The 12502-nt window shown below is 60.6% G+C and carries 12 protein-coding genes and 2 pseudogenes; 10 read left to right on the plus strand and 4 right to left on the minus strand.

The genetic code is table 11. The features are described from left to right. The first annotated feature begins 138 nt into the window (after positions 1-138). A complete protein-coding gene (locus EOC94_RS17330; RefSeq protein ID WP_127292060.1) occupies positions 139-867 on the plus strand; it encodes a Crp/Fnr family transcriptional regulator in 729 nt (242 codons plus the stop codon). Here the strand turns inward: EOC94_RS17330 and EOC94_RS17335 are convergent. Then, positions 864-1322 (minus strand): annotated as a pseudogene (locus EOC94_RS17335) (hemerythrin domain-containing protein). The gene EOC94_RS17330 and the pseudogene EOC94_RS17335 sit on opposite strands and share 4 nt — an antisense overlap. A 207-nt stretch (positions 1323-1529) precedes the next feature. Between EOC94_RS17335 and ccoN the strand changes: the two are divergent. The 9 genes and pseudogenes from ccoN to EOC94_RS17380 all read left to right on the plus strand — a co-directional run bounded on the left by ccoN (position 1530) and on the right by EOC94_RS17380 (position 10492). After that, on the plus strand, positions 1530-3140 hold the full coding sequence (ccoN, locus tag EOC94_RS17340; RefSeq protein WP_127292063.1) for a cytochrome-c oxidase, cbb3-type subunit I: 1611 nt from the start codon (positions 1530-1532) through the stop codon (positions 3138-3140). 9 nt (positions 3141-3149) lie between these two features. Further along, complete coding sequence (ccoO, locus tag EOC94_RS17345; RefSeq protein ID WP_095488972.1) at positions 3150-3881, plus strand: cytochrome-c oxidase, cbb3-type subunit II; 732 nt, start codon at positions 3150-3152, stop codon at positions 3879-3881. A gap of 11 nt (positions 3882-3892) precedes the next feature. Then, entirely contained in the window at positions 3893-4042 is a 150-nt protein-coding gene (locus tag EOC94_RS17350) for a CcoQ/FixQ family Cbb3-type cytochrome c oxidase assembly chaperone (protein ID WP_065009122.1), read from the plus strand. A gap of 2 nt (positions 4043-4044) precedes the next feature. After that, positions 4045-4908, plus strand: coding sequence for a cytochrome-c oxidase, cbb3-type subunit III (gene ccoP / locus EOC94_RS17355; protein WP_127292066.1), 864 nt, complete (start codon positions 4045-4047; stop codon positions 4906-4908). 217 nt (positions 4909-5125) lie between these two features. Then, entirely contained in the window at positions 5126-6685 is a 1560-nt protein-coding gene (gene ccoG / locus EOC94_RS17360; protein WP_095488970.1) for a cytochrome c oxidase accessory protein CcoG, read from the plus strand. Next, positions 6682-7179 carry a FixH family protein gene (locus EOC94_RS17365; RefSeq protein ID WP_095488969.1) on the plus strand — a complete coding sequence of 166 codons (498 nt, stop codon included), beginning with the start codon at positions 6682-6684 and terminating at the stop codon, positions 7177-7179. The genes ccoG and EOC94_RS17365 overlap by 4 nt, the downstream gene beginning before the upstream one ends. Beyond that, positions 7176-9457, plus strand: a pseudogene (locus tag EOC94_RS17370) (cation-translocating P-type ATPase). Before EOC94_RS17365 ends, EOC94_RS17370 begins: the two are co-directional and overlap by 4 nt. Beyond that, the gene (gene ccoS / locus EOC94_RS17375) at positions 9454-9609 is read left to right on the plus strand and encodes a cbb3-type cytochrome oxidase assembly protein CcoS (protein WP_126105375.1); all 156 of its coding nucleotides are present in this window, start codon (positions 9454-9456) and stop codon (positions 9607-9609) included. Before EOC94_RS17370 ends, ccoS begins: the two are co-directional and overlap by 4 nt. Positions 9610-9793: 184 nt before the next feature. Next, positions 9794-10492, plus strand: a complete 699-nt coding sequence (locus EOC94_RS17380; protein ID WP_127292069.1) for a CBS domain-containing protein — start codon at positions 9794-9796, stop codon at positions 10490-10492. Positions 10493-10552: 60 nt separating this feature from the next. On the opposite strand, the gene EOC94_RS17385 is transcribed toward EOC94_RS17380, so the two are convergent. The 3 genes from EOC94_RS17385 to EOC94_RS17395 form a co-directional block, all read right to left on the minus strand. Continuing rightward, positions 10553-11101 carry a hypothetical protein gene (locus EOC94_RS17385; protein ID WP_126105373.1) on the minus strand — a complete coding sequence of 183 codons (549 nt, stop codon included), beginning with the start codon at positions 11099-11101 and terminating at the stop codon, positions 10553-10555. Positions 11102-11152: 51 nt separating this feature from the next. Then, positions 11153-11452, minus strand: a complete 300-nt coding sequence (locus EOC94_RS17390; protein WP_127292072.1) for a DUF6455 family protein — start codon at positions 11450-11452, stop codon at positions 11153-11155. Between the two features lie 228 nt (positions 11453-11680). Continuing rightward, positions 11681-12493, minus strand: coding sequence for a universal stress protein (locus tag EOC94_RS17395; protein ID WP_127292179.1), 813 nt, complete (start codon positions 12491-12493; stop codon positions 11681-11683). Between the last annotated feature and the right edge of the window lie 9 nt (positions 12494-12502).

A 12502-nucleotide genomic window follows, 5' to 3' on the forward strand; every position in this document is an offset into this window, starting at 1 on the left:
TGCAAGGCTGAATTCTGGCTGCAGATCCGCACCGTCGCCTTGATTTCGGTCAAGGCCCTCCGCGGACAAACTGCCGCAACAGATTTTCTGCCGCCGATGCTATCTTACGGGCACCTTGGATCCGTCGGGACGATTATGATGACAGTGCGGCAGGACGTTCACAGTGCCGATATTCTTGTGCTTTGCCAGTCTTGCGAGGCACGGCATCGCGGCGTCTGCGGTGCGCTCGATCCCGACCAGTTGGTCGGGCTCGCCAAGACCTCGTCGAGGCACAAGATCGAGCCGGGGATCGAACTGATTGGCGACGCCGAGACCGTCGACAGCTTTTCGAATGTGCTTTCGGGCGTGGTGAAGCTGACAAAGAGCCTTTCGGACGGACGCCAGCAGATCGTCGGCCTTCAGTTTGCGCCCGACTTTCTGGGACGGCCGTTCAAGGTGGAAAGCGCGATCAACGCGGAAGCCGCCACCGCCGTTTTCCTGTGTTCGTTTCCGAAGGCCGCCATCGAACGGATGATGAAGGAATCGCCGGAGCTCGAACATCGCATGCTCAAGCAAACGCTGAACGAGCTCGATCAAGCACGCGAGTGGATGGTGACGCTGGGACGCAAGACCGCTTCGGAAAAGGTGGCGAGCTTTCTGCTGATGATCGCCAGGAACATCGATCCCACGGTCGACCCCACCGCCAAGTCGGCGACTTTCGACCTGCCGATGACACGCTCCGACATTGCCGATTTCCTCGGCCTGACGATCGAGACGGTGAGCCGCCAGCTGACCAGGCTAAGAACGGACGGCGTGATCCGGATCGAGAACAACCGGCATGTGACGGTCGATAGTCTCAGCCGGCTGGAGCGACGCTCCGGCGCCTAGACTACGCCCTGATCGACGATTCCGATCGCCGGCAAGACATGCTCGCGCTCAAACGCGATATGACGGCGCATGCTTTCGAAAAAGCCGCGCAGCATGAAGCCGACCGCTTCGGCATTCTCGACTGTCTCACCATGGCCGACCGCCAGCAGGATTTCAGTCACCTCGCCGGCAAAGCATTCATCTTCGACGTGTTCGGCGCGCAATCGCCGGGTTGAGGCAAGGTTGGCATTGCCGCCGCTTGTAGCGACTTCATAGGCGGGGAAGATGATCGTTTCTTCATATTGATGAATATTGCGCAACAATGGGACGATTGCGTTGGCTGTGCCAAGGCACTTCGGCGATCGACGTTCGGCAAGGCGTCCGCGATTTTCTCCAGAGCACCACAGAGCTGCAGTTTCTCCCTGTGCGCGTACTGCGCTTGGGATTGCCTCTCTGCCGGATTGGCCAGCTAGCATCGAATTCTCGCGGCGCACTTCGAACAGCGACGATCCCCGCTCTTTCTCTTCGTTCAATGGCCGCCTCCAACTCGTTCGCAAAACCAACGCTGCCCAATCCAAAACCATGCAGCTTTGATTTGAATCAAGGCGGCGAGGATGCAGCCGCGGAATTGGTGTTGCTGCGGATTGGCGTCCGCGCATCGGAATCCGACATCGGGGACTGTCATGAAGTTCGGCACAGAAATCGTCGCTTTGGGCCTTTTCGCGTTTGTGGCTCTAGTGGCCGCCGGCTTCGGTGTGGACGAGCCGTTTCGCCAGCACATGTGGGTGCTTTTCTTCTTGCTGCTTGGCTTTGTCATCGTCCTCCTGCGCAACACCAGCTTTGCGCCGGCCGCATCGGTCGATCCTTCTGCCTACATGGACGGGCCAATCCGCTGCGGCGCCATCGCCACCATGTTCTGGGGCGTTGTCGGCATGCTTGTGGGTGTGGTCATCGCGCTGCAGCTCGCCTACCCGGATCTCAACATCGAGCCCTGGTTCAACTTCGGCCGCCTGCGGCCATTGCACACATCCGGCGTCGTTTTTGCCTTCGGCGGCAACGCGCTCATCTGCACGTCCATGTATGTCGTGCAACGCACCAGCCGCGCCCGGCTGTTCGGCGGCAATCTCGCCTGGTTCGTGTTCTGGGGTTATCAGCTTTTCATCGTCATGGCCGCGACCGGCTACCTGCTCGGCATCACCGAGAGCCGCGAATATGCCGAGCCCGAATGGTATGTGGACATATGGCTGACCATCGTCTGGGTCGCCTACCTCGTCCTGTTCCTCGGCACCATCCTGAAACGCAAGGAACCGCATATCTACGTCGCCAACTGGTTCTATCTGTCCTTCATCGTGACCATCGCGATGCTGCACCTGATCAACAACCTATCGATGCCGGCGTCTCTCCTGGGCTCGAAGAGCTACTCGGCCTTCTCCGGCGTCCAGGACGCCTTGACGCAATGGTGGTACGGGCACAATGCCGTCGGCTTTTTCCTGACAGCCGGCTTTCTTGGCATGATGTATTATTTTGTGCCCAAGCAGGCGAACCGGCCAGTCTATTCCTACCGGCTGTCTATCATCCACTTCTGGGCGATCATCTTTCTCTATATCTGGGCTGGGCCGCATCACCTGCACTACACCGCCCTGCCCGACTGGGCGCAAACGCTCGGCATGGTGTTTTCGATCATGCTTTGGATGCCCTCCTGGGGAGGCATGATCAACGGCCTGATGACGCTGTCCGGCGCTTGGGACAAGCTCCGCACCGACCCGATCATCCGCATGATGGTTATGGCCATCGCCTTCTACGGCATGTCGACCTTTGAAGGTCCGATGATGTCGATCAAAGCCGTCAATTCGCTGTCGCACTACACCGACTGGACCATCGGGCATGTCCATTCGGGCGCGCTCGGCTGGGTAGGCATGATCTCGTTCGGCGCGATCTACTACATGGTGCCGAAGCTGTGGAACCGTGAACGGCTCTATTCGCTGCGGCTCGTCACCTGGCACTTCTGGCTGGCGACCCTCGGGATCGTCGTCTACGCCGCGGTGATGTGGGTTTCCGGCATCATGCAGGGCCTGATGTGGCGCGAGTACGATGAGCAGGGCTTCCTGGTCTACTCGTTCGCCGAGACCGTGGCCGCCATGCATCCCTACTACGTCATGCGCGCCGTGGGTGGCGCGATGTATCTCGCCGGTGCTGTCATCATGACCTGGAACATCACCATGACTATCCTCGGCTACCAACGCGAGGAGGAGCCGATGCCAGCCTCCATCCCCTCCCTTCAGCCCGCACAATAAGGAGCCAAAATGGGCTTGATGGACAAACACGCGATCATCGAGAAGAACGCCACGCTTCTTCTCGTTGGTTCCCTCCTGGTGGTGACAGTCGGCGGTATCGTCGAAATCGCACCGCTCTTCTATCTCGACAACACGATCGAGAAGGTCGAGGGCATGCGGCCCTATTCGCCGCTCGAACTCGCCGGGCGCAATATCTATGTGCGTGAGGGCTGCTACCTCTGTCACAGCCAGATGATCAGGCCGTTCCGTGACGAAGTCGAGCGCTATGGTCACTACAGCCTGGCGGCCGAGTCGATGTACGACCACCCGTTCCAGTGGGGATCGAAGCGCACGGGGCCGGACCTCGCCAGGGTCGGAGATCGCTACTCGAACGAGTGGCACGTTCAGCATCTTATCGAACCGCGTTCGGTGGTGCCGGAATCGATCATGCCGAGCTATGCCTTCCTGAAGGATACCGCGATCGAGGTGAAGGACTTCTCGACGCACCTTATCGCAAACAGGCGTGTCGGTGTCCCCTACTCCGAAGACATGATCGCTCACGCCAGAGATGACATGATCGCGCAGGCCGATCCCAATGCCAACACATCCGAGCTGGAAGGCCGCTATCCGAAGGCGAAGCTCGGCGACTTCGACGGCAATCCGCAACAGGTCAGCGAGATGGATGCCCTGGTCGCTTACCTGCAGATGCTCGGCACGCTGGTCGATTTCAAGACCTACGACGAAGCCGCTGGCTACCGCTGAGGAGAAGGACCATGGATTACCACTGGATGAGAGAGTTCGCCGACAGTTGGGCCCTGCTCGCCATGGCGCTTTTCTTCGTCGGAACGGTCGCCTTCGCATTCCGTCCCGGGAGTGGCAAGCAGGCCGATGAAGCCGCCCGCATTCCTCTGAAGGACGACTGATCATGAGCGATGAACATATCGACGAAGTGTCGGGCATCTCTACCACCGGCCACGAGTGGGATGGTATCAGGGAGCTCAACAACCCACTTCCGCGCTGGTGGGTCACAACGTTCTACATCACCATCGTCTGGGCGATCGGCTACACCATCGCCTATCCGGCATGGCCGATGCTGACCTCGGCGACCAAGGGCGTGCTTGGCTATTCGAGCCGCGGCGACGTCAACAACGAGCTTGCTGCGGCCGAGATCGCCAAGGCGAAATATGCCGCAGCGATACAATCGAAAACCGTCTCGGAGATTGCCGGCGACGACGCGTTGCGCGAATTCGCTGTTGCCGCCGGCAGCGCTGCGTACAAGGTCAATTGCGTGCAGTGCCACGCTTCCGGCGCCCAAGGGTCCAAAGGCTTTCCCAACCTCAATGACGATGACTGGTTGTGGGGCGGCACGGCCGAGCAGATCCAGCAAACGATCACGCACGGCATACGCTTCGTATCCGTCCCGGATACACGACTGTCGGAAATGCCGGCTTTTGGCGAGATCATCACCGGGGACCAGGTCGCACAGGTCAGCACCTATGTCGCCAGCCTGTCTGGCCCGGTTCAAGATGCAAAACTGGTCGAGCCAGGCGCCAAGGTTTTCGCCGAAAACTGCGTGGCCTGCCACGGCGACAATGCAAAAGGCAACAAAGAGCTCGGCGCCCCTGATCTGACCGATGCGATCTGGCTCTACGGATCCAACGAAACCGCAATCGCCGCGCAGGTCCGCGCACCCAAGCACGGTGTGATGCCGGCCTGGGTTGAGCGTCTCGGTGAGACCAAGGTCAAGGAGCTCGCGGTCTACATCCATTCGCTTGGCGGTGGGGAATAGAGGGGGGTCCTATTCCCGGCCCTTCGCCAGCCAAGCGACGAGGCCCGGCTTGCGCCGGGCCTCGATTGCATTTGATGTCCGACGATTGACTTGCATCAACGCGCAGCAGGCTGCCCCGCCGCAAAGCTTGAGTTCAACGCGGCATTTCGCGCACCGGCCAAACAACTAAGTCCGACTGCGCGCCCCGAAATCGTAAGCTGCGCGACTGGAGACACTGGTGCTGGATAATACGCAGGTAGAACGGCTCGAAGCCGAGGCGGTCAACTCCGCCAAGGTCCGCCAGCCGCTGTATGCACCGCGCAAGAAGATCTTCCCCAAGCGCGCCTCGGGCAGCTTTCGCCGCTTCAAATGGCTGGTGATGGCGATCACCCTGGGCATCTACTACCTGACGCCCTGGCTGCGCTGGGATCGAGGTCCGTTTGCTCCCGATCAGGCCGTGCTGATCGATCTTGCTAACCGCCGCTTCTATTTCTTCTTCATCGAGATTTGGCCGCAGGAATTCTACTATGTGGCCGGTCTTCTCGTTATGGCCGGCATCGGCCTTTTCCTGATCACATCCACAGTTGGCAGAGCCTGGTGCGGCTATACCTGCCCGCAGACCGTATGGGTCGATCTGTTTCTGGTTGTAGAGCGTGCGATCGAGGGAGATCGCAACGCCCGCATAAAGCTCGACGCCGGACCGTGGACTGCGCGCAAGTTTGTGCTGCGTGTATCGAAACACGCCATCTGGCTGGTCATAGCGGCAGCGACCGGCGGTGCCTGGATCTTCTATTTCGCCGATGCGCCAACGCTGATTGGCGAGGTCTTCACCGGCACCGCTGCGCCGGTCGCCTACATCACCATCGGCGTGCTGACGGCAACCACCTACACATTCGGCGGGCTGATGCGCGAACAGGTCTGCACCTATATGTGCCCGTGGCCGCGCATCCAGGCGGCCATGCTCGACGAAAATTCGCTGACCGTGACCTATAATGACTGGCGCGGCGAACCTCGGTCGCGGCACGCCAAGAAGGTCCAGGCCGCGGGGCAGCCGGTCGGAGACTGCGTCGATTGCAATGCCTGTGTCGCCGTCTGCCCGATGGGGATCGACATTCGCGATGGCCAGCAGCTCGAATGCATCACTTGCGCGCTGTGCATCGATGCCTGCGATAGCGTCATGGACAAGCTCGGCAAGGAGCGCGGGCTGATCTCCTATGCGACGCTGTCCGATTACAACGCCAACATGGCGGTGGCGACAGCAGGCGGGTCTTGCTCGGTGAACCCGTCGCTCGTCCGGACCGACGGCGGCGCTTTCTCCGACAGGTTAGCCCATTTCCATATCCGCAAGATCTTTCGGCCGCGCACCTTCATCTACATGGGTGCATGGTCGGCGGTCGGCATTGCGCTGCTCTATTCGCTGCTGACGCGCGACCGGCTCGAGGTCAATGTTCTGCACGACCGCAATCCGCAGTTCGTCACGCTGTCCGACGGTTCGATTCGCAACGGCTACACCGTCAAGCTGCTCAACATGATCCCCGAGCCAAGGACGATCGTTGTCACGATGCAGGGCCTGCGGGGAGGCGAAATGAGCGTCGTTGGTATCGACCTTCCCGCAGACCGGTCCTTCGCCGTCGCGGTCGAACCCGACCGCCTGAAGATGCTGAAGGTTTTCGTGCGCCAGCCGGCGGACCAGGTCGGAAGCGCAACACAAACCTTCAAATTCCGCGTCGAGGACAAGGCGAGTTTCGAAACGGACGAATACACCGCCACCTTCAATGCCCCGGAGATCACCAGATGAGCGCCAATGCGCGACGGCCCCGCGAATTCACCGGTAGGCATATGTTGGCCACCATTCTCGCCTTTTTTGGTGTGGTCATCGCAGTCAATCTGACGATGGCGACATTCGCCAGCACAAGCTGGACCGGCCTTGTCGTCGAAAACACCTATGTGGCCAGCCAGCAATTCAACCGAAAGGCCGAAGAAGGCCGCGCACAGGCGGCGCTCGGCTGGACTGGCAAATTGACGATCTCTTCGGGGGAAGTCCGCTACAGTCTCAGCGATGCCGCCGGCAAGCCGGTTCCCTTGCGCAGTGTCAAGGTGCTGTTTCGTCATCCCGCCTACGAGGGCGCGGACAAAGCCGTTACTCTCGCCGCTGCCTCGGGCCAGGAATTTGCCGCGCAGCACACGCTAAGGGATGGCGTCTGGATCGTCGAAGTCGACACCGATGCCGGTCTGGCAGAGCCTTATCGCGAAGTTCGCCGGATCATGATTTCCCAGGGAGCACTGCGATGAGCTGCTGTGCGCCGGGCGCTGAAATGGCGCTGGATCTGGACGGAGCGACATCCAGCTTGCCATCGAGCCAGGAGATCAGGTTGGCAAGCCGCTCGCTTGGCAATGACCTTCGCCAGACCGATCTGTCGGTGCCGACGGTTCACTGCGCGGCCTGCATCCAGGCGATCGAGACGGCTCTCGGGAAGCTCGATCGCGTCGAGCGCGCTCGTGTCAACCTTTCGACCAAACGGGTCTCGGTCCAGTGGCGTGGGAACGAGGCTCCTCCCATCGTCGCTGCACTAGAGCTGCTGGGCTACCCGGCGCATCTTTTCGACCCCGAGGTTCATGAAAAAGACAAGACGCTTTCGGAACTGATCCGCGCCGTCGCGGTCGCCGGCTTTGCTGCGGGCAACATCATGCTGCTTTCCGTCTCGGTCTGGTCAGGAGCTGAAGGCGCGACGCGTGACCTGTTCCATTGGGTCTCAGCGCTGATCGCCATCCCGGCGCTCGCCTTCGCCGGCGGAATCTATTTCCGCTCGGCATGGAATGCGCTGCGTCACGGTCGCATGAACATGGACGTGCCGATTGCGGTTGGCGTTTCACTCGCCTACGCGATGAGCCTCTACGAGACCATCAACCATGGAGACCACGCCTATTTCGACGCGTCGGTGTCGCTGCTGTTCTTCCTGTTGATCGGCCGCACGCTGGATCACGTGATGCGCGAGCGTGCCCGGACCGCCGTGAACGGCCTGTCACGGCTGGCGGCGCGGGGCGCCATGGTGCTGCGCGAGGATGGTTCGCGCGACTACCTGCCGGTTGAGGAGATCGAACCCGGCTTGCAGCTGCTGATCACCGCCGGCGAAAGGATTCCCGTCGACGGCAAGATCATTCGAGGCTCTTCGGATCTCGATTGTTCACTGGTTTCCGGTGAGAGCACACCCAGAGCCGTGGCGTCAGGGGAAACCGTGCAGGCCGGCACACTCAATCTCACGGGCCCGCTGACCATCGAAGCAACAGCCGCCGCAAAGGATTCCTTCCTGGCCGAAATGGTCCGGCTGATGGAAGCCGCCGAGGGCGGTCGCGCGCATTATCGCAGGATCGCCGACCGCATTTCAGCGCTCTATGCTCCAGTGGTCCATCTGACCGCCTTCGTGACGTTCCTTGGCTGGATGGCGGCGACCGGCGATTGGCACCAGGCAGTAACGATCGCCATCGCCGTTCTCATCATCACCTGCCCGTGTGCGCTCGGTCTCGCCGTGCCGATCGTGCAGGTGGTCGCTGCGCGGCGTCTGTTCGAAAGCGGCGTCATGGTCAAGGATGGTTCGGCCATGGAGCGCCTGGCGGCGATCGACACGGCGGTGTTCGACAAGACAGGAACGCTTACGCTCGGACAGCCCCGGCTCGTCAACGCGTCGTCCATCGATCCGGCCATGCTGGCAATCGCTGCCGACATGGCGGCGCATTCTCGCCACCCGTTCTCAAGGGCCATAGCCGGCTCTGCGGGCTTTGCCGGCGAGCCGAAGCTCGAGTCCGTCAGCGAGCACCCTGGTTTCGGGATCGAAGCCACCGCCGCTGGCAGCACCTGGCGGCTTGGCCGGCGCGGCTGGGCCGGGTGGAAGGCCCGAACCGGCGGCGAAAGCAGATACGGCGGAACGGTTCTGACCAAAGATGGGATCATTGTCGCGTCCTTTGCTTCGAGGACGCGCTGCGTGCAGACGCCAGAGCGGCCGTCGGGCAATTGAACAACGCCCGGATTTCCGTGGAAATGCTGTCGGGCGATACCGCAGCTGCCTGCGGCGAGGTCGCGGCGACGTTGGGCATCCATCACTTTGTTCCGGCGCTGCTTCCTTCGGGCAAGGTCGAGTATATCGAAACGCTGTCGAAGGACGGCCACAAGGTGCTGATGGTTGGCGACGGCCTCAACGACACCCCTGCGCTGGGCGCGGCACACGTCTCGATCGCTCCAGCCACGGCGGCCGATGTCGGCCGCAAAGCAGCGGATTTCGTGTTCCTGCGCGAAAGCCTTTCGGCAGTACCCCTTGCCCTCGACATCTCGCGAAAGGCCGGACGACTGATCCGGCAAAACATCGCCATAGCAATCGTCTACAACACCATCGCCGTGCCGATCGCCATCCTGGGGCACGTCACGCCGCTGATCGCGGCAATCGCGATGTCGGCTTCGTCGCTGCTTGTCATTGGCAATGCGCTGAGGCTGCAAGGCTCTGCCGCGAGCCCACCGGAGACGATTCGTACGCGCGGCAAACGTTCCAGTATCGGCGCATTGGCACGATCCTCATGACGACGCTTGTCTATCTCATACCCGTAGCTCTTTTTCTCGGCGCGCTGGGTCTGTCCGGCTTCCTGTGGGCCTTGAGGAGCGGTCAATACGAGGATCTCGACGGAGCCGCCGAGCGGATCCTTATCGATCGGGATGACAAGCTAGACAACTGATCGGGAGCCAAGGTGCGGATAACGCCGCTGGTACCGCAAACTTCGCCACTGCATGTGTCTGGCTCGAATATAAGACAGACCGGATGTTTGGCCGGCCGACGTTGCTGCTCCCAGAAAGTGACTCAGATCAAGGCACGCGACGCAGGGACCTCGATAATCAGGGAAGATGTTTGAGGAGGCAGGTATGCAAGCCGAAGCCATAATGACGACACCGGTCGTCGGAATAGAGCCGTCCGCGTCGATCACCGAAGCGGCCGGGCTGATGCTCTCCAAGAAGATCAGCGGCCTGCCCGTCATTCGCAGGGACGGTACGCTAGTGGGCATCGTCAGCGAAGGTGATTTCTTGCGCCGGGGAGAACTCGACACGAAGCGTAAGCGCTCGCGTTGGCTGGAGCTTCTTGTGAGCCCCGGGCGAGCCGCTGATGAATATGTTCAAGCCAACGGACGACGGATCGAGGAGGTCATGACAGAAGACCTCGTCACAGCATCCCCCGGGGCATCGATCGCCGAGATCGTCGAGCTCATGACGCGCCGCCACGTCAAACGCATTCCGGTTGTCGATGGGGGAAAAGTCGTCGGGATCATCACCCGCACCGGCCTTTTGCGTGCATTGCTCAACGTCCTGCCGGATGCGGGCCCGGCGTTCGTCGACGACGAACAGATCCGTCAGAAAATTATTGCCGAGCTTGCGACTCAGAAATGGGCCGGCAAGGAAATGATCTGCGTCACGGTGGGCAATGGCGTGGTCGAACTGAGCGGCGCGATCTTCGACGAACGCGAACGCCAGGCAGCCATCGTCGCCGCCGAAAACGTCGCCGGCGTCAAAGCCGTAAAGGATAACCTTTTCTGCGCGGAGCCGCTGTCGGTGGTGCTTGTCTCTTAGTTGCGGACTGCAGCATTGCGTGACCCCAGCATTCGAATTGGAAGAATGTCCGCATTGAACCTAAGTCGCAGCTACCGCTATTAATGGTCGAAGCAGCAACAAGGCGAATGCGATAAGCACCGCGCCCGCGACCCTGTCTGCCATCTCTCCGGCTCCGTTCAGACGCCTACCGAGCAAAAGCCACATTGACCCGGTGGCGGCTGTGGTCACCAAGAGTACGATCCAGAAGAAGCCCAGTTCGTACGGCCTCGCGTCCACCGGCACGATTGCCAGACAATAGATAAAGGCTTTCGGATTGAGGGCAGTAGTTACTATAACAGAAAGGCCATCCCCGTCTTCGGATGCGTCGATCTGGTCGCGGCCTATCAGACGCAGGCCAAGAATTACGAGCCATAGGGCTGCGACCAGCTTGAGTACCTGGATGGCGCCGGACGGCAGCAAGGGTCGCAGCGAAAACCAGCAGGCTGCTGCGATCCCGTATCCACAGGCCTGTGCGACCAAGAGTGCGATCGCCTTATCTCGCTTGGCCGCACCCGCCACCAAAAGAGCATTGGTTGGCCCGGGCGCAATAAAGAGCAGAAATGCTTCTAGAAGAAATAGATTGTCCAAACTGCCTGGTCCCATGGGATGCAAATCTATCGGCATAAGTTCCGTTTGCGTTCACTCGTCAGACGCATTTGTGGTGACCTTTCTAGCGTGGCCGGCTGCGTGTTGAAGCCGTGCGATCAGGTCGCGGTTGCGGCAGTAATCCGGCGGATCATCGGCTTGCTGGTGCTCGTCGAGCCAGGTCGAGCATTCGTCCTGATGGCCGCAGGAGCGGCAGCGATCCACCGCCCGATTGGTGACGGCCGCATGGTCCGCCACGACTTTCAATTGTCTGTCGACGCCGAGCCTCCGCATCATGCGGCCCATCAAGGCCGTCCTGGCGTCAATCGAAATCAGGTAGTCGAGAAACGTCATGTCGTTCACTCCTGCATTTTGGCAATCATTGCTACATTGGCGGCAGACGACATTGATCTTGGTCAACAGTATGCTCCGTTGCCGACTCGACAGGGGATCTTGCAAACGGGTGCGTTGTCGGTTGCCAACTTCAGAGCGCGAAAGCAGCGCCATCTTCGACGAAAACGGGTGCCGGATGGGGCTGATTCCGGCCCGTCGATTAGGGTGGTGAGTGGGTTCGACAGACCTTCAATACGACAGGAAGCGATTGATGCCGTTGTCTTCGATCAGCGTGCGGGTGACGCCGCCGAAGGCCCATTCCCGGAGGCGGCTATGGCCGTAAGCACCGGAGACGATCAGATCAGCGTGGATCGAGCGCGCAAACGCCAGCAGATGGTCGCCATCCGCCTCGCCAGTGAGCAGTTCTGTTTGTGGCATGATGCCATAGTTTTCTAGATAAGCCGCGACATCGGCGAGGCTGTATCGGGCGCTTTCGCTGCGGTCGGTATCGATCGTGGCGACGATGACCTCATTGGCCCGGGCCAGGAAAGGCAATGCATCCGCTATCGCCCGTCGCGCCTCCCTGGTGTCTTTCCAGGCGACCAACACGGTCTTTGCCAAAACGTGTTCGACATTGCTTGCGGCAACAAGGACTGGCCGGCCTGTGCCGAGAGCAAGGCTGCCGATATCCACGGCACGATAGACATTTTCTCCCTCCTCGCCGCTGGTAACGATGAGGTCGGCCGCGCGGGCGGAGACGCTAAGGAAGCGGGTCGGGTTGCAGACTTTCTGCCCCCACTCGCTGCTGATCGAAGCAGGAACCAGCCTCTCGAATTCGGCACGCAGTTCGGCAAGCCGCTTTTCGATTTCCGTCCGCTGGATCTGCATGATCTCGCCTTCATAGACCATGCCGTCGCCGGTCGCGACGAGCGGCGGGACGTCTGCAGCCGCCAGGCCGATAAGGTGAGTCCCGAAGCGTTCCGCAAGCTCGATCCCCAACTTCACCATGGATGTAGGAGGTGCATCTACGGCAAGGTTTAGAATAATTGACTTGTAGGACATCGCGGTCGC

Origin of the sequence: Mesorhizobium sp. M6A.T.Ce.TU.016.01.1.1 (assembly GCF_003997065.1) — a bacterium.
In the GTDB taxonomy this organism is placed as follows: Bacteria; Pseudomonadota; Alphaproteobacteria; order Rhizobiales; family Rhizobiaceae; genus Mesorhizobium; species Mesorhizobium mediterraneum.

What these genes read in the sequence shown, in the direction of transcription:
- ccoO (WP_095488972.1), top strand. Translation starts at nt 3,150, where the DNA reads ATGGGCTTGATGGACAAACACGCGATCATCGAGAAGAACGCCACGCTT.
- ccoS (WP_126105375.1), top strand. Translation starts at nt 9,454, where the DNA reads ATGACGACGCTTGTCTATCTCATACCCGTAGCTCTTTTTCTCGGCGCG.
- EOC94_RS17365 (WP_095488969.1), top strand. Translation starts at nt 6,682, where the DNA reads ATGAGCGCCAATGCGCGACGGCCCCGCGAATTCACCGGTAGGCATATG.
- EOC94_RS17350 (WP_065009122.1), top strand. Translation starts at nt 3,893, where the DNA reads ATGGATTACCACTGGATGAGAGAGTTCGCCGACAGTTGGGCCCTGCTC.
- ccoN (WP_127292063.1), top strand. Translation starts at nt 1,530, where the DNA reads ATGAAGTTCGGCACAGAAATCGTCGCTTTGGGCCTTTTCGCGTTTGTG.
- EOC94_RS17330 (WP_127292060.1), top strand. Translation starts at nt 139, where the DNA reads ATGACAGTGCGGCAGGACGTTCACAGTGCCGATATTCTTGTGCTTTGC.
- EOC94_RS17390 (WP_127292072.1), bottom strand. Translation starts at nt 11,452, where the DNA reads ATGACGTTTCTCGACTACCTGATTTCGATTGACGCCAGGACGGCCTTG.
- ccoP (WP_127292066.1), top strand. Translation starts at nt 4,045, where the DNA reads ATGAGCGATGAACATATCGACGAAGTGTCGGGCATCTCTACCACCGGC.
- EOC94_RS17380 (WP_127292069.1), top strand. Translation starts at nt 9,794, where the DNA reads ATGCAAGCCGAAGCCATAATGACGACACCGGTCGTCGGAATAGAGCCG.
- EOC94_RS17395 (WP_127292179.1), bottom strand. Translation starts at nt 12,493, where the DNA reads ATGTCCTACAAGTCAATTATTCTAAACCTTGCCGTAGATGCACCTCCT.